This window comes from Streptomyces sp. NBC_00224, assembly GCF_041435195.1.
In the GTDB taxonomy this organism is placed as follows: domain Bacteria; phylum Actinomycetota; class Actinomycetes; order Streptomycetales; family Streptomycetaceae; genus Streptomyces.
Map to the genome: position 1 here is coordinate 7,901,966 of NZ_CP108106.1, position 20,071 is coordinate 7,922,036.

General features: G+C 72.1%; 15 protein-coding genes. 5 read left to right on the forward strand and 10 right to left on the reverse strand.

Going from position 1 to position 20,071, the window contains the following annotated elements; translation table 11 throughout:
- Positions 1–2: 2 nt before the first annotated feature.
- The gene (locus tag OG965_RS35340; protein ID WP_371656142.1) at positions 3–890 is read right to left on the reverse strand and encodes a RimK family alpha-L-glutamate ligase; all 888 of its coding nucleotides are present in this window, start codon (positions 888–890) and stop codon (positions 3–5) included.
- A gap of 75 nt (positions 891–965) precedes the next feature.
- On the opposite strand from OG965_RS35340, the gene OG965_RS35345 reads away from it, so the two are divergent.
- Positions 966–2,987: a glycoside hydrolase gene (locus OG965_RS35345; RefSeq protein WP_371656143.1), complete on the forward strand. Its 2,022-nt coding sequence runs from the start codon at positions 966–968 to the stop codon at positions 2,985–2,987.
- Positions 2,988–2,991: 4 nt separating this feature from the next.
- Here OG965_RS35345 and OG965_RS35350 read toward each other — a convergent pair whose 3' ends face one another.
- The 3 genes from OG965_RS35350 to OG965_RS35360 all read right to left on the reverse strand — a co-directional run bounded on the left by OG965_RS35350 (position 2,992) and on the right by OG965_RS35360 (position 5,761).
- Positions 2,992–3,120 carry a hypothetical protein gene (locus OG965_RS35350; RefSeq protein ID WP_371656144.1) on the reverse strand — a complete coding sequence of 43 codons (129 nt, stop codon included), beginning with the start codon at positions 3,118–3,120 and terminating at the stop codon, positions 2,992–2,994.
- A 14-nt stretch (positions 3,121–3,134) separates the two neighbouring features.
- Positions 3,135–3,296, reverse strand: coding sequence for a hypothetical protein (locus tag OG965_RS35355; protein WP_371656145.1), 162 nt, complete (start codon positions 3,294–3,296; stop codon positions 3,135–3,137).
- 83 nt (positions 3,297–3,379) lie between these two features.
- Positions 3,380–5,761: a hypothetical protein gene (locus OG965_RS35360; RefSeq protein WP_371656146.1), complete on the reverse strand. Its 2,382-nt coding sequence runs from the start codon at positions 5,759–5,761 to the stop codon at positions 3,380–3,382.
- A gap of 240 nt (positions 5,762–6,001) precedes the next feature.
- Between OG965_RS35360 and OG965_RS35365 the strand changes: the two genes are divergently transcribed.
- Together OG965_RS35365 and OG965_RS35370 are read left to right on the forward strand one after the other, a co-directional pair.
- On the forward strand, positions 6,002–6,919 hold the full coding sequence (locus tag OG965_RS35365; RefSeq protein WP_371656147.1) for a MurR/RpiR family transcriptional regulator: 918 nt from the start codon (positions 6,002–6,004) through the stop codon (positions 6,917–6,919).
- A gap of 322 nt (positions 6,920–7,241) precedes the next feature.
- Positions 7,242–7,631: a hypothetical protein gene (locus OG965_RS35370; RefSeq protein ID WP_371656148.1), complete on the forward strand. Its 390-nt coding sequence runs from the start codon at positions 7,242–7,244 to the stop codon at positions 7,629–7,631.
- 29 nt (positions 7,632–7,660) lie between these two features.
- Here OG965_RS35370 and OG965_RS35375 read toward each other — a convergent pair whose 3' ends face one another.
- Both OG965_RS35375 and OG965_RS35380 read right to left on the reverse strand, forming a co-directional pair.
- Positions 7,661–9,193 carry a YfcC family protein gene (locus OG965_RS35375; RefSeq protein WP_371657147.1) on the reverse strand — a complete coding sequence of 511 codons (1,533 nt, stop codon included), beginning with the start codon at positions 9,191–9,193 and terminating at the stop codon, positions 7,661–7,663.
- A 14-nt stretch (positions 9,194–9,207) separates the two neighbouring features.
- Complete coding sequence (locus tag OG965_RS35380; protein WP_371656149.1) at positions 9,208–10,581, reverse strand: M20/M25/M40 family metallo-hydrolase; 1,374 nt, start codon at positions 10,579–10,581, stop codon at positions 9,208–9,210.
- A gap of 175 nt (positions 10,582–10,756) precedes the next feature.
- Here OG965_RS35380 and OG965_RS35385 point away from each other — a divergent pair, with 175 nt between their 5' ends.
- Positions 10,757–11,023 (forward strand): hypothetical protein, encoded by a 267-nt coding sequence (locus OG965_RS35385; RefSeq protein ID WP_371656150.1) that lies wholly within the window; start codon positions 10,757–10,759, stop codon positions 11,021–11,023.
- On the opposite strand, the gene OG965_RS35390 is transcribed toward OG965_RS35385, so the two are convergent.
- Positions 11,024–12,040 (reverse strand): LacI family DNA-binding transcriptional regulator, encoded by a 1,017-nt coding sequence (locus tag OG965_RS35390; RefSeq protein WP_371656151.1) that lies wholly within the window; start codon positions 12,038–12,040, stop codon positions 11,024–11,026.
- 341 nt (positions 12,041–12,381) lie between these two features.
- Between OG965_RS35390 and OG965_RS35395 the strand changes: the two genes are divergently transcribed.
- The gene (locus OG965_RS35395; protein ID WP_371656152.1) at positions 12,382–15,537 is read left to right on the forward strand and encodes a GH92 family glycosyl hydrolase; all 3,156 of its coding nucleotides are present in this window, start codon (positions 12,382–12,384) and stop codon (positions 15,535–15,537) included.
- Here the strand turns inward: OG965_RS35395 and OG965_RS35400 are convergent.
- From OG965_RS35400 to OG965_RS35410, 3 genes are all read right to left on the reverse strand, one after another.
- A complete protein-coding gene (locus tag OG965_RS35400) occupies positions 15,525–17,105 on the reverse strand; it encodes an alpha/beta hydrolase (RefSeq protein WP_371656153.1) in 1,581 nt (526 codons plus the stop codon). The two genes, OG965_RS35395 and OG965_RS35400, sit on opposite strands and share 13 nt — an antisense overlap.
- A 54-nt stretch (positions 17,106–17,159) precedes the next feature.
- Complete coding sequence (locus OG965_RS35405) at positions 17,160–18,212, reverse strand: SIS domain-containing protein (RefSeq protein ID WP_371656154.1); 1,053 nt, start codon at positions 18,210–18,212, stop codon at positions 17,160–17,162.
- Positions 18,213–18,545: 333 nt separating this feature from the next.
- A complete protein-coding gene (locus OG965_RS35410; protein ID WP_371657148.1) occupies positions 18,546–19,997 on the reverse strand; it encodes an amino acid permease in 1,452 nt (483 codons plus the stop codon).
- Positions 19,998–20,071: the final 74 nt, after the last annotated feature.

Here is a 20,071-nt window from a genome sequence, read left to right on the forward strand (position 1 = left end):
CCCTATCCCACGGCGGCCACGGCGGACGCGAACCGCTCCAGTGCGCGCGGATCGCTCTGTAGGAACAGATTCGGCTCGATGAGCTCCAGCTCCATCACCACCGGCGTCCTGCTGTCGTCCAGCGCGAGGTCCACCCGCGCGAACAGCAGGGCGTCGGGTGACGGAACCGCCGCGAGCGCGTCGAGCGCGGTACGGATCTCCTCCCCGGTCGGGTCGTAGGGAGCGATGCCCGGGTGCGCGTCCCTGAAGTTGTCGATCACATTGGGCTCGGTCAGCACGGGCTGCTTGCGGATGGCGTGACTGAACGTCAGCCCGCCCTCGCCGGTGGAGAGGAAGACCAGCGCGCGTTCGCCCTCCTCCACCAGCGGGAGGTAGGGCTGGACCATCGCGCTGCGGCCCTGGTCGAGGAGCATCCGGGCGTGGCGTACGGCATCCGCGTGCCGGCCGGGCTCGTACCGTGCGGTGTCCCGGGCACCGGCGGACACCGCGGGCTTGACCACCGCGCCGGTGGGCAGATCGAAGTCGGCTTCCTCGCACCGACCGCCCGGGTCGATGACCCGCGTCGGCACGACGGCGACGCCGCGCCCGGCGAGTTCCGGCAGATAGCGTTTGTCGCTGTTCCAGCGCACCACCGGCACCGGATTCCACAGCCGGGTGGCGCGCCCCGCCTTCTCGGCCCACGCGAGGAACTCGTCGAGCCGTCCCGAGTAGTCCCAGGTCGAGCGGATCACCGCCCGGTCGAATCCGCTCCACTCCACGGCGTCCGCGTCCCAGGCCACCGCCTCCGCGGCCAGGCCGTCGGCGCGCAGCGCGTCGACGATCAGGGGGAGGTCCACGTCGTACTCGATACCGGCGGCGCTCGTCACGACCGCGACCCTGGCAGCACCCATGGACACTCTCCGTTGTCTTGCCCGTTGTACCGGAGCTCTTAGAACCCTCTTATAGTGCACGACTATTCACGACGCATGAGATCAATTTCCTCGACCCGCAGCCGGACCCGCAGCCGAACTCACAGCAAGCCCCGGGGCCGTGCCGCCGCCCACGGGCTCGCCGTCACCCTCGCCCTCGCCGCGCTCGCCGGGTGCACCACGGCGGCCGGCGCCGAAGTCTCCGCCACCGGTACCGGGGACGGCAAGGTCACCGTTCCGGTCCGGGGCGGCACCGCCGTCATCGACACCGCGTCACTCGCCGTACGGGCGCACCCGGAGTCCGGGGGAGACCTGGAGCTGTCCGCCCCGGCCGCGACCGACCTCGGCCGACCGGGCCCGGTCACCGAGATACGAGGGGGAGCCCGCTGGACGTATCCCGCGAAGAAGTTGACGGTCACGGCCGTCGCGGAGCGCGGGCGGCTGCGTGTGAGCATGGCCGCGGGGCGCGACGGGGAGGTGCGGTGGCCGGTCACCGGCACCGACGCGTCCGCCTCCGACCTCCAGCTCCCGCGTGGCGAGGGCCTCAACATCCCCGTGCGCGACGCCTTCTGGAGCGCGCCCGAGCGCGGACTCACCGGTGAGCCGATGGACCTGGGCACCGGCGCTCTCACCATGCCGATGTGGGGCTATACGTACGGCAGGCGCGGCGCGAGCTATCTCGTCCCCACCGACATCGGCACCTCGCTCGGGTTCGCCTCCGACCGGGGCCGGCTGCGCGGCACGGCCACCCACTCCTTCGACGGCGCCGAGGACACCCGCTCGTACACCGTCACCTTCGCCCTCACCGACGGGAACCCGGTCGCCCCCGCCGTCGACTACCGCGACTGGCTCTCCGAGCACGGCCGGCTCGGCAGCCTGCGCGACAAGATCAGGGCCAACCCGGCCGACGGCAAGCTGCTCGGCGCCTTCCACGCCTATCTGTGGGGCGACGCGCGGACGCCGCAGGGCATGGCGGAGCTGCACAAGCTGGGCGTGAGCCGGATGTGGCTCGGCTACGACGCCGGAACCGATCCGATGAGCGCCCGGGCCGTCGGCGCGGCGAAGAAGAACGGCTACCTCGTCGGCCCGTACGACTCGTTCGCCAACGGGCAGGACCCCGCCACCGCCGACTCGCCGAGCTCGGCGTGGCCCGGCCGCGTCTACCCCGACTACTGCGTGATCGACGCGAAGGGCAAGCCGGAGACCGGATTCGGCAACCGGGGCTGCTACCTCAGCTCGCAGGCGTTCGAGCAGTCCGAGCCGGCCAAGCACTACCTCGCCGAGCGTACGCGCCACATGGTGGCCAACGGCGCCGACAGCTACTTCCTCGACGTCGACGCGGCCGGGGACCTCTTCCGGGACCACAGCCCCGACCACAAGATGACCAAGGCCGAGGACCGGGCCCACCGCCTCGCCCGGATGAAGCGCCTCCAGGACGGCGGGCTCGTCCTCGGCTCCGAGTCGGCCGGAGCGTGGGCCAACCAGGTCGTCGCCTTCAACCACGGGTCGGCGACCCCCGTCGGCAACGGCCTGTGGGCGCTGCAGCGCAACAAGGAGGTGTGGGGCGGATACGCCCCGGAGAAGGCGCCGAAGACCTTCTTCAAGCCGGTCGACCTGCCCGCCGACCTCGCCCGGGAGATGTACGACCCCAAGTACCGCATCCCGCTGTACGAGACCGCCCTGCACGGCTCACTGGTCAACGTCGAGCGCTGGGAGCTGTCGTTCGGCAAGCTGCCGCAGCAGAAGCAGGACCGCGCGATGCTGGCGATGCTGTACAACGTCCCGCTGAACTACGTCCTCGACGGGCCGACCCTGAAGCACGACGGGCCCGAACTGGCGGCTCTGCAGAAGTACTTCGCCCCGCTCCACGAGAAGGCGGGCACCCAGCGGCTGACGTCCTTCCGCTGGCTGACCGCCGACCGTGCCGTGCAGCGCACCGTCTTCGGCGACGGAGTGCTGACCGTCACCGCCAACTTCGGGGCCACCGCATCGCACGATGTCCCGGCCGGATGCGTGAGCGCGAAGCTCAAGGGCGACCGGCAGCCGAGGCTGCTGTGCCCGAAGAAGGTGGTGCGCTGACGCCTCAGCGGGCCAGTCGCAGCTCGATCCACGGTGTGTGGAGCTGCTCGCCGAACCCCTGCCCCCGGTGTTCGGCGAGCACGCGCGCGGTCACCGTCGCCGTGGCCGAGCCGTCCTTCGAACTCAACGACATGGCAGCCCACTGCGTCAGCGGAAGAAACCGGGCGTCGGCAGGCCCGGACGGAACGGCATGATCACCCGCTCCAGGTTCGCCTGGATCTGTTCGGCCTCCCGGCGGACGTCACCAGGGACGTCCCCCCGTTCCCGTATGAGCTGGGCGTAGATCGGTACGTCACTGTCGCTGTTCACCGCGCGCTGTCCCTCCTGGCCGCCGACGCGTCCCGCCGGCGGCACGATTTTAGGCGGTGCGGGAGAGCGGTCGAGCACACCGGTCAGTCCGTGGCCGCGATCGCGCTCGCCGTGGTGCCCAGCGGGACCCACTCGGAGCGGCGGCCGGTCCAGCGGGAGACGGCCGGGCCATCGGCGGCGATGCGGTAGACCGAGTTGCCGGCCACGGCAAGGGCGACGCCCGCCTCGCCGATCGCGGTCCACGAGCCCGGGACTCCGTCGTACCTGAGGATCCGCCCGGTGGTCGCGTCGCTGGCGAACAGCCCCGCGCCGCCCGCGTGCAGCTTGTGGGCCGGGCCGCCGATCCGCCGCCAGCCGCTGCCCCTGCCGTTGGCCTGCCAGATCTCCTTGCCGTCGGGGGAGAGGCGGGCCACGTAGTCGGGGCCGACGGCGAAGTCGGCGCCGGGGCCGCCGGCGTCGACCCAGGTGTCGCCGTAACCGGAGTACCGGAACAGGCCGCCCGTGTCGGGGCTCGTCGCGAAGAGGCCCGCGCCGCCCGCGTAGAGCCGGGTGGAGGGCCCGCCGATACGCACCCACTCGCCACCGACGCCGGTCCAGCGCACGACGGCGTCGCGGTGTTCGGTGATCGCGTAGAGGCCGTCCCCCGCGGTGATGAACTGCTCGCCGGGGAGCCCGATCTGGGACCAGGAGCGGGACGGCTCGTCGTACTTGGAGATGCGCCCGTCGCCGGGGTTGGTCGCGAACAGCCCCGCGGCGCCCGCGTAGATCTGTTCCGCCGCCGGGCCGATCACCTTCCAGGAACGGTCCTCGGTGGTCCAGCGGAGGATGTTCCGCCGGTCCTGCGAGACGACGTACGCGGTGCCGGGCGCCCGCTCGGCCGGCGGATTCGGGGACGGTACGAGCGAGGGGAGCGGAGGAGCGGAGGCCCGGCTGGAGGGCAGGGGCGCCCGTGGGGTGCCGGGGGCGCGAGTCGAGCTCTGCGACGGCGAGGGTGAGGAGGGCGAGGGCGACGCGGACGCCGACGGGCTCGCCGTGCCGGGCGCGCCGGACGGTAAGGGAAGGTACCCGGGGCCCTGCCGGACCGTCGTCCCGGGCACGGACGCGGTGTGGTGCCGGGCGAGGACGACCCCGGCCAGGGTGGCCGCGGCGAGCAGGGCGAGGGCGGTGACCGTTCCCAGCAGGGCGAACGTTCTTCTGGCGCGCCGCCCGTGGCGCGGGTCCCGGACGGCGGGGAGGGCGGCGCGAGGCCCCGGGCCCCGCGAGGCGGACACGACGGCGGACTTGTCCAGCCGCTCCAGGACCACGCCCTCGACGACGTACGGGCGGGAGGACACGGCCGGGAGCGAGCGGGACGGAATCCGCCGTATCCGCTTCCCCAACCACCGGGCGTCGGCGCGCTGTTGCTCCAGTGCGTGTCCGATGCGCACCAGCTCGAAGGCGAGCGTGGCGTCCGCGAGGGGGACGGACGGGAGGCTGTCTTGGGCGCCCGTGACGGCCGGTGGCTCGGGCGCGGCCCCTGCGGCACCGGGCGGGGTACCGGCCTCCGGCGCGGCGCCGGGGTGGGTCACGGAGTCGGCCTCCGGTGCGAGTCGGGCCTGCGTCGGGTCTCCGGCGTCCAGCAGCTCTCCGGCGTCCGGTCCGCGAGCAGCCTCCGGCGAAGCCCCGGCCTCCGGTGTGCGGGCAGCCTCCGCCGAACGGTCGGTCTTCGGCGCAGGGGCGCCCCCGCGCAAGGCGCCCGCCACCGGCACGGGGCCGGCGTCCGTCAACTCCGCCGCATCCGACCGGATTTCGACCCCCCGCCCGGCACCTGCCTCCCGTTGGGCCTCGGCGTCCGCGACGGCCCGTCGTGCCGCCGCCTCCACGGACCGGGCGGCCACCAACTGGTCGACGGCCTGGTCCAGTCGCAGCCGCACCTGCTCGGCCACCGCGGATTCCGCTTCCTCGGCCGCGGCGTCCACGGACCTCGTTTCCGCGGGCGTGGAGGAGGCGGACGGCCGCCCGGCCGCCGGGGAAGGCACCCCGGCGGCGGCGCTCGCGTAACCGGCCCCGCCGTCGTCCGCGCGTTCCCGGAGCAGCGTCACCATCGCCAGCAGGTTCTCCACCAGACGGCCCGATTCGGCGAGGTCCGCGCGTGCCTGACGCAGTGCCTCCTCCACGCCCGGGGCGGGTCTGCCCGCCACCTCGGCGGTGAGCGCCCGGTCGTGCAGCCGCCGGGCCTCGGCGAGCAGCTCTTCGCGGCGCCGGGGGTCGCGGATCTGGTCCTTGAGTACGGTGTTGAGGCGCCCGAGCGCGATGACCCGCGCTCCGGAGCGGTATTCGCTCCACACCGTCTTGCCGCCGCCGTACCGCTGCGCGAGCTCCCGCACCGTCTGGCCGCGGGTCACCTCACGTAGAAAGACCGCGAGTTCGTCGGCGGCTTCCGTTCTGCCCTTCGGCGGCCCTTGCGGACGTCCTGCTCTGGCCATGTGTCCCCCTGCTCCACAACCGGACGTGTGGTCCGTGCGCTGACCGCCGCGCGTGCGGCCCCCCGGCCGCATCCCCCGCGCGAGCGCGGCACATGGAATACCTTCCGGCTTGTCATGTCCAGCGTTAGAAGTCGCCGGTGTCTCGAATGCGCGCCCGCCCCCAGCGGTGGAACGGGCGCCGGGCCGCCATGGCGGTGAGCTATGTTTTGAACACACATGGCATGAGAAGGAGGCCCGCCGGTGTCATCGGGGCAGAAGGCGCGCGCCCAGGCGGCCGCGATCACGCCGAGCGGGCAGGCGTCGGACCACGAGCGCCCCGCGGCGGACCGGGTGCGCGCCCTCTTCGACGGCCACCGCCTCTCCCCGGGGCAGCGGCGCATCGCCCAGTACCTGATCGACCACCTCACCGAGGCCGTCTTCCTCTCGATCACCGAGCTCGCGGAGCGGGCCGGGGTGAGCCAGCCGTCCGTGACCCGCTTCGCCGTGTCCCTCGGCTACAGCGGCTATCCCGCCCTGCGTGACGTGCTCCAGCCGATCGCCCTGAGCGCGGTCGCGGGGTCGCCGGAGACCCGCGAGCAGATCCGGCACAACGAGCTGCAGGCGGCGGTGGACGCCGAGATCGAGAACCTGGAGAACGTGCGCAGGCTGGTGGCCAACACCAACCAGGTGCTGGAGATCGGCCGCGAGCTGGCCGGCTCGGTGCCGCTGACCATCCTCGGACTGCGGATCTCCGTGTCCCTGGCGGAGTACTTCGCGTACGCGGCCCGGCGCATCCACCCCGATGTGCGGCTGGTGACGCGCGGCGGCAGCGTCGCCTACGACGCGCTGCTCCAGTCCCGCTCGGCGGGCGGCACCTGGGTGCTGGCCTTCGCCATGCCCCGGCACGCCAAGGAGACCCTCGCAGCGCTGCGGGCGGCCCGCAGCACGGGGCTGCGCGTCGCGCTGATCACGGACACCACCCTGGGGCCGCTGGTCGACGAGGCCGATGTGGCATTGACCGCCGGCACCGGGTCGCGGCTGGTGTTCGACTCGTACGCGGCACCGAGCATGCTCGCCGCGGCCCTGCTCCAGGCGATGGCGGACGCCGATCCGGAGCGGACGCAGGCGCGCCTTGAGGAGTACGAGCAGGCCGCCGACCAGCACGGTTTCTTCCTGTAGGACCGATTCGCCCGCCGGGCTCCCCGGGATCTTCACACCTTTCGGGTGCATGAATTTTTTCATACCCTTGTTTACTCAACGGTATATATGTTTACTGAGGCGGTGGCGATCCCCCGATCCCCCAGATGCCAAGGAAGGCGACCCCACGCCCTCCCAGAGCGGACAGCCGACGTGACGCCCCCCTCCTCGCGTCAAGCCGGATGTTCGATCGAGGCTTTCGGATCCGGGCGGACGCCCACGGGCGGCCTCGGCTAACCCCTAGGCCGGGGCCGCCCCCCTCCCACCTCTCGATCAGAGTTCGACAACTTCGGAAGCGACGAGAATGCCCCAGACGGCCCCCACCATCGCGCTCAGCCCGGACTGGCCCTGTCAGGTCAAGGAACCCGGGACGCGGGACTGGGAACGCACGGCCACCCGCTGGCTGCGCGACCTGCTGCCGGCCCGCTACGCCGGCTACTCACCGCTGACCCGCCACCACGTCATCCTCGCCCGGCACGCACAGCTCCAGCTCCAGCACGAGATGCGCGCGGTCCGGGTGGCCCTCCAGACCAGCCGGGCCGAGCTGCCCACGCTGGGCGTGGCGGAAGCGGTCATCGAGAACACCATCCGGATGTACGCGACGGAGCTGGACCAGCTGGGCCGCCTCGCCCGCGGGGTGCGTCTGGTGACGGACGCGCTGATGGGCGACCACCCGGCCCACCGCAGGCCGTAGGCCACGGCGGTGGAGCCGAAGCGCCGCCCTCAGGTCATCGCCGCCCCCAGCGCCACGAATCCGCAGATCAGCACGAACAGGATGACGAGCAGGGGCCAGACGAAGCGCAGGTACTTGTCGTAGCCGACCTTGGCGAGGGCGACGCCGCCGATCGTCACGGCCGTGGTCGGCACCCACAGGTTCATCCAGCCGCTCGCCGCCTGCCAGGCGGTGACGACCACCGCGCGCGAGACGCCCGCGAAGTCCGCCAGCGGGGCGAGGATCGGCATCGCGAGGGTGGCGTGCCCGGAGGTGGATGGGATCAGGAAGGCCAGCGGCAGGTTCACCACGAAGACGATGATGGCGAACAGGCCCGACGAGGTGCCTTTCACGACGCCCTCGATGGAGTGCAGGACGGTGTCCGTGATCCTGGAGTTGTTCATGATCACGGTCACGCCGCGGGCCAGCATGATGACGAGCGCGGGGGAGATGAAGTCCCCCGCGCCCTGGATGATCGTCGAGCTGGTCTTCTGCTCGCCGAGGCGGGCCACCAGGCCGACGAGCACCGCCGCGCACAGGAAGAGCGCCGCCAACTGCGGGAAGGACCAGCCGAGTTCGAAGGAGTACGGCTTGGCGTCGGCCTTGCCGGTGAGCGCGCTCGACCACGGCACCACCGAGAAGATCATGAAGGCGAAGACGAGGCCGAGCACCACGAGCACGGCCTTGTGCGTGCCGGTGAGTTCCGGAGCCTCGCCCGCGTCCGTCGCGTTCAGTTCACGGTCGCCGGGCAGGAAGCCGCTCAGCGAACGCGCCGGAACCTTCTGTACGCGCCGGGCGTAGCGCACGACGTAGGCGATGGTCACCGCCGTCAGCACCAGCCACATCACGAAGCGCAGCGCGATGCCGTCGCCCAGTGAGATGTCGGCCGCGGAGGAGGCCACGCCCGTCGCGAAGGGGTTGACGGTCGAGCACAGCACGCCCACCCCCGCGCCGAGGATGGCCGTGCCGACCGCCACCATCCGGTCGTAGCCGAGCGCGAGCATCATCGGGACGAGCAGTCCGTAGAAGCCGAGCGTCTCCTCGGCGAAGCCCTCCACGGTGCCCAGGACCGAGAAGACGACCATCACTCCCGCGATCAGCAGGGCGCCGCGCTCGCGCAGCCGGTGGGCGAGGCGCTCGATGCCGCGGTCGAGGGCGCCGGTGGCGAAGACGACCGTGATGAACGCGCCGATCGCCAGGACGAAGAGGAACACCCCCGCGCTGCCGTAGAGATCACCGGTCAGGCTGGGGCCGACCTCGCCGGAGGCGGTGTCGCGGATGCCGTACAGGCCGTTGACCGGTGACAGGAAGAGGTCGTTGAGGCGGTCGACGAAGCTCTGGCCGGAGGAGACCCGGTGGTAGGTGCCCTGGACCGGGGCGCCCTTGTCGTTGCGGTCGTACTGGCCGGAGGGGATGAGGAACGCGAGCAGCCACACGGCGACGGTGACGATCGCGAGGACGGTCAGCGCACTCGGAAACGCGAGCTTCCGCCTCTTCGGCGGACCGGGCGGCTCGGTCGAGGCGGTTTCCCCGGGCCCCGCCACCCCGCCCGTGCCGCTCACTGACCGGCCCCCTTACGGCCGCGCGCGTCGCGGCCGGGGAAGTCCTCTGCGTATTCGCGTACGAAGGCGGCCATCGCGATGACGGTGTTGCGCAGCTCCGAGAAGAGGACACGCTCATTGGGCGCGTGCAGGTTGCACATACTGTCCTGTGCTCCGAACAGCAGCACCTCGGCTCCCGGCGCGGCCCTGGCCAGGCCGTTGACCAGCGGGATCGAGCCGCCGGTGGCGACGTACGAGGCCTCCGTGCCCCACGCCTCCTTGAGCGCGGTGAGCGCGGCGCGGTAGGCGGGGCCGCCGGTGGCCGCCTCGTATCCGGGGCCGGTGTCGCCGGGGGTGACGGTCAGTGGGATGCCGAAGGGCCGGAGCGCGCGCAGGTGGTCGACGAGCTTCCCCAGCGCCTCGCGCGGGTCCTGGAGCGGGTGGAAGCGCAGGTTCAGCTTGGCCCGGGCATAGGGGACCACCGCCGAGGCCGCGTGTTCGACGGCGGGCGCGTCCAGGCCGATCACCGTGATCGCGGGCCCGCTCCACAGCCGCTCACCGAGCGATCCGGACCCGATCAGGGGGAGCCCTTCGCGTACGCCCGCGAGGGAGCGGAACTCCTCCTCGGTATACGTGGTTCCGGTCCAGGGGTCGCGCCGCAGGCCCTCGACGGCCACATCGCCGTGTACGTCGTGCAGGGTGGCCAGGACCTTCAGCAGGGCGAGCAGCGCGTCGGGCGCCGCGCCGCCGAACTCGCCGCTGTGGCGCGGCTCGTCCAGCGTGCGGACCTCGACCGTCACCTCGGCGGCGCCCCGCAGCCCGGTGGTCAGGGTCGGGGTGCCGGGGCGCAGGTTGCCGAGGTCGGCGATGACCATGGCGTCGCAGGCGAACCGCTCGGGGTCGACGGGCGGATAGGTGTCGAAGGCGCTCCCGTACTCCTCCTGGCCCTCGATCACGATCTTGATGCCGACGGGCGGCCGCCCTCCGTACACCCGCAGCATGCCGAGGTGGGCGATGACGTTGGACTTGTCGTCCGCGATGCCCCGGGCACGCAGACCGCCTTCGACGGGGGTCGGCTCGAAGGGCGGGGAGAGCCACAGAGCCTGGTCGCCGGGAGGCTGGACGTCGTAGTGGCCGTAGAGCAGGACGGTGGGCGCGTCCGGGGTGGGGGCCGGGATCTGCCCGTAGACCACCGGGGCGGTGCCGGGGAGGTCGAGCCGCTCGATGTGGGGCACTCCGGCGTCGCGGAGCAGCTCCGCCACCAGGTCGTGCGCCTGCTGGACGGGTTCGGGCGGAAAGCCCGGGAAGGCGATCGAGGGAATCGCCGCCAGCCGTTCCAGATCGGCACGGAGCCCGTCCATGAGGCCGTCGACTCGGGTTTCCAGCTCCATCGCACGCCGCCCTGACTGCCGCTGAGCCGCCGCGCCCGGCGCACGGGCCGACGGATTCGAATGCCATCGGGACACCACGATTCGCGATCGGGCGCACGGCCGCACTCCGGGTGGTGCACCCGGGTCACCCCGCCCGCACCCGTCGTTGTCAGTGGTGGATGGCACGCTGGCGGGTATGGACGAGCTGATACGGCGCCGTGTCTACGGAGCCGACCACGACGATCCGGACCCCGGACCGCGACCGGGGCATGTCTACCGCGAGCTGGTGGCGGGACCGTTGGACGGGCTGTTGCTCGACGTCACCGGCTGGAGCGACGGGCAGCTGAGCGAAGGCGCCGCGCTCGCCACGGAGATCGGCTCCCACGGCCCGGGCGGCCGCGCCTGGTACGGCCCGCGGCCCGGCGATCCGCACCACTGGGACTGGGCGGGCGACACGCCCTGACTACGTGGGCCCGGAGTGGTGGGGGCCCTGCTGTCCAGGCCCGCGGACGATCAGCCGGGTGAGCAGTACGACCGACCGGGGCGCCGAGCGGTCGCCGTCGATCCGGGAGAACAGCAGCTGGGCGGCGGTGGCGCCGAGCGCGACGGGATCCTGGCTGACCACGCTGAGCGGCGGGCTGAGGCGGTCGGCGAGCGGGAAGTCGTCGAAGCCGACGACGTCGACGCGGTCGGCGTGCCCGAGCGCGCCCATCACCCCCATGGTGATCACGTCGTTGGTGGTGAACAGGGCGGTGGGCGGCCGGGCCAGGGCCCGCAGCGCGGCCAGCGCCGCCGCCGCGTCCGACCGGCTGCGCAGGTCGTGCCGTACGAGCGCGGGGTCCTCGGGTATGCCGTGCGCGGCCAGCGCGTCGAGGTAGCCGGCGTGGCGCTCGCGCTGGGTCCAGATGCCGAACCGGTCGCCGAGGTAGGCGATACGGGAGTGGCCCTGGGCCAGCAGATGGCGTACGGCCCGCTCCGCGCCCGCCCGGTTGTCGACCGTGACGGTGTCGACGGCCAGGCCCTTGGCGGGCCGGTCCACGCAGACGACGCGTGTGCCGCCCTCCATCGGCTGTTTGAGGAAGCCGTGGCCGCCGATGGTGGGGACAAGCAGGAGGCCGTCGACCTGGCGGGCGGTGAAGGCCGCTATGACCTCGCGTTCGCGGCGCGGCTCGTCGTTGGTGCTGCCGACGAGGACGAGACAGCCGCGGCGGTGCGCCTCGTCCTCCACCGAGCGGGCCATGAGCGCGTAGAACGGGTTGGCCAGATCGTCCACGACGAGCCCGATCGTGGACGTTCCGGGGTTCTTGCGCCGTAGGTTGCGGGCGTTGTCGTTGCGCTGGTAGCCCAACTGCCGTACGGCCTGCTCGACTCGGGCGGCCGTCCCGGGGGAGACCCCGGGCTCGCCCGACACCGCGCGCGACACGGTCATGGGGCTGACCCCGGCGGCGCGGGCCACGTCCTTCATCGTCGGGCGCTTCACGGGCCTCCTCAGCGGCGGACCCCTCTTCGGGGACGGGCACGGCGATGCGTCGATGATTGCAGACGGAGCCGCATGTCAGGCCGGATGAGGGGACCTTGGTGCGGCTGGTGCGGCCTGGGCTCCGGCGCGGGCCCGGCTTGGTAACGTTCCCATCCTCAACGGCTGGTTCCGGGGCTTGTGCACGCCCCGACCTCTTGACGAGTCGTCAGGGACACCTCAACAATCCTGAGTTGATTGGTAACGTTCACACGCCCATCCTTCACCCGCACTCCGAGCATCCCCGTCCCCGAGGCAGCCCGCCGGACGGCGAGCGGGCCTCCGCGAGAAGGTGGTCCCCCCTCGTGCTCCGATCCGTGCACCCCTCCAGATCCCCGCTGCGCTCCCGGTACGCGGGGGCGTTGAGCGCCCTCGCCCTGGCCGCCTCGGGCCTCGTCGGCCTCGCCGCGGCGGCGCCGGCCCATGCGGCGGCGCTGCCGCTGAACCAGTACGTCGACCCGTTCATCGGCACCGACGACAGCAACGCCCCCAACCCCGTGCCGGGCGGCGCCGGGGGCAGCACCTACCCCGGCGCCGTAGTGCCCTTCGGCGGCGTGCAGTTCAGCCCCGACACCCCCACCGCCTCCCCGTCCGGCTACCGCTACAAGGACACCTCCGTCGAGGACTTCAGCCTCACCCACTTCGACGGCGCGGGCTGCGCCAACAACGAGGACCTGCCGCTGCTGCCGGTCACCGGCGCGCTCGGCACCTCACCGGGCTCCAACTGGACCGGCTACGCGTCCGGCTACACTAAGGCGAACGAGGTGGCCGGACCCGGCTACTACAAGACCCGCCTCGACCGCTACGCCACCGACGTCGAGCTGTCCGCGACCACCCGCACCGGCATGGGCAAGCTGACCTACCCCGCCTCGGCCACCTCCCGCCTGCTGGTCGGCACGGGCCGCAGTGCCACCGGCAGCCGCGCCGGAACCGTGCACGTCAACGGAAACGAGCTGACCGGCAGCGTGACGGCCGGAGGGTTCTGCGGCTCGTCCAAGACGTACCAGATCTACTTCGACATCCGCTTCGACCGGACCCCGACCGGCTTCGGCACCTGGTCGGGCTCCACCGTCACGGACGGCTCGGCGAACGCGTCGGGCACCAACACCGGCGCCTACGTCACCTTCGACACCACCGCCAACACCACGGTCCAGTTCAAGGTGGGCCTGTCGTACGTCAGCGTCGCGGGCGCCCAGGCCAATGTGACCGCGGAGAACGGCGGCTGGGACTTCGGCGCGGTACGCACGGCGGCCGACGACTCCTGGAACCAGATGCTCAACCGGCTCCAGGTCTCCGGCGGCAGCACCGCGGAGCGCCAGAAGTTCTACACCTCGCTCTACCACGTCCTGCAGAGCCCCAACGTCTCCAGCGATGTGAACGGCGACTACCGGGGCTTCGACAACGCCGTGCACAACTCGGCCCGGCCGGTGTACCAGAACTACTCGGGCTGGGACATCTACCGCTCCTGGGCGTCGCTGATAGGGCTGATCGCGCCCACCGAGGCCAGTGACATCGCCAAGTCGATGGTCCTGGACGGTCAGCAGGGCGGACTGCTGCCCAAGTGGTCGCAGCAGACCAACGAGGACTTCGTGATGACGGGCGACCCGGGCCCGATCATCGTCGCCAGCCTGTACGCGTTCGGGGGGCGCGACTTCGACACGAGCGCGGCGCTCGCCCTGATGGAGAAGGCGTCCAACGGCGGCACCACACAGGGCAGCGCGATCCGCGGGCGCCAGTCGACGTACATGAACCTGCACTACCTCGACGACCCATCCGACTCCCTCGAATACTCCGCGTCCGACTTCGCGGTGGCCCAGTTCGCCAAGGCGCTCGGCAACACCTCCAGCTACACCACCCACATGAGCCGCGCGCAGTGGTGGCGCAACACCTTCAGCCAGGAGTCGTCGTACGTCCAGCAGCACAAGAGCGACGGCTCCTGGACCTGGCCGCTCGACCCGGCGAGCCAGTCCACCTTCACCGAGGGCAACGCCTCCCAGTACACCTGGATGGTCCCGTACGACTTCGCCGGCCTGATCAACTCCATGGGCGGCCGGCAGACCGCCGTCCAGCGCCTCGACCACCACTTCACCGAGGTCAACGCCGGTCAGAGCAGGCCGTACTACTACATCGGCAACGAGCCCGAGCACGGTGTGCCGTGGGCCTACAACTACGCCCGCCACCCGGCCGGAGCCTCGGACGCGGTGCGCAAGGTGATGGCCGAGTCCTTCACCACCGGCGCCGGCGGTCTGCCGGGCAACGACGACCTCGGCGCCACCTCCGCCTGGTACGTGTGGGCGGCGCTCGGTATGTATCCGGCCACGCCGGGCGCGGACACGCTCGCGCTGCACGGGCCGCAGTTCCCGTCCGTCCTGATCCAGCGCGCCGCCGGGAACATCACCATCAACACCTCCGGCTCCGGCCCCTATGTGCAGGGGCTCGGCGTCAACGGCACCGCCACCAGCCACAGCTACCTGCGCTATCCGGACCTCGCGGCCGGTGCCACCCTCACGTACACCATGGGCGCGGCGCCCAGTGCCACCTGGGGCACCGGGGCGTCCGACGTGCCGCCCTCCTTCCAGGACGGCGCCACTCCGGTACCGGCCGCGCCCGAGCTCGGCGCCGACCTCGCCCAGGGCGCGACGGCGACCGGATCGGCCGCCTGCGCGTCGGCCGAGTCGCCCGACAAGGCCGTGGACGGCTCGTTGAAGAACAACAGCAAGTGGTGCTCGGCCGCGAGCGGCCCCTCGCTCCAGGTCGATCTGGGATCCGCCAGGACCGTGTCGTCGTTCGTCGTGAAGCACGCCGGTCTCGGCGGTGAGAACACCGGCTGGAACACCGGTGGCTTCCAGATCCAGACCAGCAGCGACGGCTCCTCCTGGACCACGGCGGCCACCGTCACCGGCTCGCGCTCCAGCCGGACCTACCACCCGGTCCCGGCCCGCTCGGCCCGCTACGTCCGGCTGCTGGTCACCAGCCCGTCCAACACCTCGGGCAGTGCGGCCCGCGTCTACGAGCTGGAGGTGTACGGCGGCGGGAGCGGCAACCTCGCCCTCGGGCGGGCGGCGACCGGCTCGGCGCCGTGCAACGGGTCGGAGACCCCGGACAAGGCGGTCAACGGAAGCGTCAGCGGCGGCAACAGCGACAAGTGGTGCTCGCTCGCCTCCGGCACCAAGGACCTCCGGGTCGACCTGGGCGCCTCCCACCCGCTGAACTCGATCACCGTGCGCCACGCGGGCGCGGGCGGCGAGAGCGCCGCTCTGGACACCAGGGACTTCGACCTGAGCGTCTCCGCCGACGCGGCGACCTGGACCACGGTGGCCCAGGTCCGCGGCAACAGCGCCGACTCCACCACCCACCCGGTCGCCGTCTCCGCCCGCTATGTGCGGCTCTCGGTCGTCACCCCCGCACAGACCGCGGATCAGGCCGCCCGGATATACGAGCTGGAGGTCTACGGCACCTGACGCACGGGCCTGGTCGACGGGATGTCGTCGCGCGCCGCCGGGCACGTGAGGTCGGCGTCCGGCAGTCGCCCGTCGGCCAGGTAGGCGTTGACCGCGCCATTGACGCAGGCACTGCCGTAGGCGATGCCGTACACGGCGTGCCGGTAGGAGTTCTCGACCGTGATCAGTCGGGAGCTCGGCCACTTGGCGTGCATGGCCAGGGCCTCGGAGTACGGGACGCGAGGATCGCCCGTGGCGTTGACCATGAGCGCCGGGATGTCGTTGTCCACGACGGTCGGCCGCTCGCGCGGTGCGGTCCAGAAGGGGCACGGGGTGATGTCGTTGAGGACCGGACCGAACAGCGGATGGGCCGCGCGGCTGCGCTCGACGGCCCGCCGGAAGACCTCCGGGTCGCTCGGGCCGGGGGTGTCGGCGCACAGATACGCCGTCTGGGTGCTGCCGTAGGCCGAGTACTGACCGGTGAACAGCGCCGGCAGCAGCTCCGCGAGGCCGGGGTCCGGCTCCGCGTGGCCGGTCTCGGCGGCCCGCTTGAGGGTTCCGACCATGACGGCGATGTCCGCGTCGCTCCGCGCCAGGTCGTCGCCGAGGACTCCGTACACGAGCAGGGGCAGGAGGTGCTCGTCGATGCGGTAGGTCCCGACCGTGAACGGGCGGCGGGTGGCGGCCGCCTGGATGCGGTCGACCGTCGCGAGGACCGCGTCGGCCGTGGTGCCCAGGCCGTAGGCGGCGTCGCGCGGCGCGGCCCACCGGGCCCAGTGGCGCAGGGCGTTCTCGTTCACCTCCTCCGTTCCGTACTCGGCCCAGGGGGCGAGGCGGTGCGGCTCGTGCACGCCGTCGAGGACGACCCGGTCGGTGCGGCCCGGGAACATCGCGGTGTACACCTCGCCGAGATAGGTGCCGTAGGAGATCCCCAGGTACGAGATCCGCCGCTCGCCGAGCACCGTGCGCACCATGTCGAGGTCGCGTGCGGCGTTACGGGTCGACGCGTACGGCAGCAGACCGGCCGCGTTGCGGCGGCACTTGGCGGCCAGATCGCGCTGGAAGGCCGTCATACGGGCGAAGCCCGCCCGGTCCTTGCCCGCCGCGCGGAAGTACGTGCTGGTCGGCCAGCGGCAGTCGATGGGTGCGTTGCGGCCGGTGAACCGGGGGTCGACGCCCACCACGTCGTACCGGGCCGCGAGTTCGCCCATCGCGGCCCGGCGCTCCAGCAGGTAGTCGATCACCGGGTCGGCGGGGCCGCCCTCGTTCACCACGAGCGCGCCGATCCGGTGAGCGGTGTCGGCGGCCCGGATGCGGGCGACCGCGACGGTGATGCCCGGGCCGCCGGGGCGGGCGTGGTCGAGCGGGACCTTCACCTCGGCGCACCGGGCGCCCGCCTTCTCCAGCTCCTGGCCGGAGGTGTCCTGGGCGTCGCGCACACAGCTGTGCCAGGCGGGGACCTGGCGGGCGGGATCGGCGGGGCGGGCGGCGGCCGTCGACGGCGGGGCGGCCGTCAGGGCGAGGAGGGCGGCCACGGCGGTGGCCGCCCCGAGCCGGACGCGGGTGTGCTGGCCGTACGCGATCCTCATGTCACCGAGGGTAGCGGGACGTTTCGCCACTCCGCCGCCAAAGCGGAAATTCCGTCAGAGGACCGCGACGGGCGAGGCGCGCTCGAAGTCCGCGAGGACGATGCCGCCCTCCTTGGTGTCGTCGTTGATGAAGACGATCGACTCGATGGGTACGTTCCGTTCGTCGCTCAGCGCCGCCACCAGCTCCTGTGCCACGACCGTCTCCAGGACGACCCGGGCGCTGGGTGGGCTGTCGGGCAGCCTTACGACGGCGAGGTTCCCGGACGCCTTGACCCGCGCGGTGGTCACCAGCAGGGTCAGATGGCCCGCGGCCGACAGGGAGCGGGCGAGCGCCACCTCGCGGCCGCAGCCGAAGACGAGGTGCAGCGTGTTGCCCGCCGACTCCATCTCGCCGTGCAGGTAGTTGCGCGTGACCGAGGCCGCGGCCGGCATCCGGGGTACCTCGCGCAGCAGCAGCGCCGCCTCCTCCGCGGTGACCCGGGAGGCGCCGGAGGCGACGCAGTCGGCGGCGACGCAGCGCGCGGCGCGGGTCCGCAGCGAGGCGACGGCGTGGGCCGCCCGCGTCCGTACGGCCTCGGCCTGCTCGGGGACGCCGTCCCAGGTGTCCCCGTCGCGGCCCGCGATCACCCCCGCGATCAGGTCGAGGGCGACGACCGTACCGGTGAAGCCGACGGTCGAGGCGCAGGAGTCCGGCTCGTTGCCGAGGTCGACGGTGAGTCCGGCGAGGGCGCCGAGGGGGGAGGGGGTGACGTTGAGGACCGCGAGGGTCGGTACGCCGCGCGCCGCCCGGAACGCCGCGATCGTCTCCGAGCTGCGGCCGCTCTGCGACACGCCGATGAGGAGATCGGTGTCGAAGCCGCCCAGCCCTTCCTCGATCTCGCTGGCGAGCACCCGCTGGGCGGGCACGCCGTGGCCGCGCAGCACCTCGACCGGCAGCGCCAGGGCCGCGTACGAGGCGCCGATGCCGGCGAGGAGCGGGCGCCTGACGCCACGCAGCCGGTCGCCGACGGGACCGTCCAACTGCCGCCGCACATGGGCGATCACGCGCTCCAGCGCCTGCGGCTGGCCGGCCTGGCCGTCGAGGAAGGTGATTCGCGTTCCGGGCATGAGGAGTCCTTTCGTGCGCCCCCGGCGTGAGCGGGCGGGAGCGCGGAGCGGGGGACAGAAGGCGGACGAACCGGGCAGGTAGGGCGTTGAAGGCAGGATCATCCTGCGAAGTGCCGACCGGGGGAATGGCGCCCGGGGAGCGCATGGTGGCGGTCGAGTCCGCCGTGACCGCAGGCGCCTCATCCGCAACGGTGGCGCGCCGGGGCCCACGGCGCACGGCGCCGTGTTCGTGCCGTCCGGCCGGGCGCCGGGTGTCCGCCCATGTACGCGGGCCGTCCCCCGCTCCGAAGAGGCGGGGGACGGCCCGGAAGGTCAAGCGGGGGAGGCGGAGCGTCAGATGAGGTCCATCGCGGCCACCTCGTCGGGGCTGCCATAGCTGACCGGGCCCTGGAAGCGGTGGCGGGCGGTGACGAACCACCACACGGTGGCGATGAACAGCACCGCACCCAGCGCGATCGGGGCGTAGTTGAACGAGGTGGTGGTGATCGGCGAGGTCTGCGGCAGCATGAACAGCACGCTGCTGAGCGCGATCCAGACCACGGCGACCGCCGCCACAGGCTTGCCCCACCGGCCCAGGTTCCACGGGCCGGGCTCGAAGTCGTTCAGGCGCAGCCGCAGGAAGATGGGGACGCCGTAGGCGAGGTAGAGGCCGACGACGTTGACGCTGACGATGGCGGTGAAGGCGGTGTGCGACCACCAGCCGGGGATGATCAGCACCAGTGAGCAGGCCGCGGCGAGCCACACGGCCTTGACCGGAGTGCGGGTGCGCAGCGACACCGAGTGCCACCAGCGCGATCCCGGCATCGCGCCGTCGCGCGAGAAGGCGAAGATCTGGCGGGTGTTGCTGGTCATGTTGGCGAGGCCGCAGAACAGCATGGCGCCGATCACGATCAGCAGGAGCAGCTTGGCGGTGCCCATGCCGAGCGCGTCGACGAGGATCTGCACCGGCGGGGCCGCCGAGCTCGCCTCGCCCGCGTAGTCGCGGATCGCGTACACCAGGGCGAGCATCAGGACCAGCCCGGCGAGCGCCGAGTAGATGATCGCGCGCATGATGCCCTTGGGCGTGTTGACCGTGGCCTTCACGGTCTCCTCCGACATGTGGAAGCTGCCGTCGAAGCCGGTGAACGTCCAGCTGGTCACCAGCAGACCCAGCATCGCCGCGTACAACCCGTTGCTGAACCCGGTGGTGTTGACGAAGTGGTTGGCGAACGACGCGGACTGGTGGTGCGAGGGTTTGAAGCTCAGGGCGGCCACGATCACCACCATGCCGACCAGCAACCACCACACGGAGATACGGTTCACCACGGCCACCAGCTGCACCGTGTACGTGTTGGCCAGCGCCTGCACCACCAGGATCACCGCGGCGATGCCGACGGTCTGCTGGGGCGTCGGGTCGTACGACGGCCACTGCATCGAGACGAACGCCTGGATGAAGGTCGCGGCCGCGTAGTTGGTGGCGGCCGTGCCGCCCACCTGGCCGACGAAGTTCAGCCATCCCGTGTACCAGGACCAGGCGCCGCGGTGCCGCTTGGCGAGCTTGCCGGCGGAGAAGTACAGGGCGCCGCTGGTCGGGTAGGCGGAGGCGATCTCGCCCATCGCCGCGCCGACGAACAGCACCATCACCGACACACCGATCCAGCCGAAGATGAGGATGCGCGGCCCGCCGGCGCCCATTCCGAATCCGAAGGCGGAGAATATGCCGGAGATGATGTTGATGATCGTAAAAGATATCGCGAAATTGTCGAACGCGTGGAATCTGCGGGTGAGTTTCCGCGGGTAGCCCATCGCGTGGAGCGTCGCGTCGTCGTCGAGGGCGACGGGTGCTTCACGGCGAGGGGCTTTCGAGCGGAGCGGGGACG

Coding starts and splice junctions, on each gene's coding strand:
- OG965_RS35340 (WP_371656142.1), bottom strand. CDS start 890: ATGGGTGCTGCCAGGGTCGCGGTCGTGACGAGCGCCGCCGGTATCGAG.
- OG965_RS35345 (WP_371656143.1), top strand. CDS start 966: ATGAGATCAATTTCCTCGACCCGCAGCCGGACCCGCAGCCGAACTCAC.
- OG965_RS35350 (WP_371656144.1), bottom strand. CDS start 3,120: ATGTCGTTGAGTTCGAAGGACGGCTCGGCCACGGCGACGGTGACCGCG.
- OG965_RS35360 (WP_371656146.1), bottom strand. CDS start 5,761: ATGGCCAGAGCAGGACGTCCGCAAGGGCCGCCGAAGGGCAGAACGGAA.
- OG965_RS35370 (WP_371656148.1), top strand. CDS start 7,242: ATGCCCCAGACGGCCCCCACCATCGCGCTCAGCCCGGACTGGCCCTGT.
- OG965_RS35380 (WP_371656149.1), bottom strand. CDS start 10,581: ATGGAGCTGGAAACCCGAGTCGACGGCCTCATGGACGGGCTCCGTGCC.
- OG965_RS35385 (WP_371656150.1), top strand. CDS start 10,757: ATGGACGAGCTGATACGGCGCCGTGTCTACGGAGCCGACCACGACGAT.
- OG965_RS35400 (WP_371656153.1), bottom strand. CDS start 17,105: ATGAGGATCGCGTACGGCCAGCACACCCGCGTCCGGCTCGGGGCGGCC.
- OG965_RS35405 (WP_371656154.1), bottom strand. CDS start 18,212: ATGCCCGGAACGCGAATCACCTTCCTCGACGGCCAGGCCGGCCAGCCG.
- OG965_RS35410 (WP_371657148.1), bottom strand. CDS start 19,997: ATGGGCTACCCGCGGAAACTCACCCGCAGATTCCACGCGTTCGACAAT.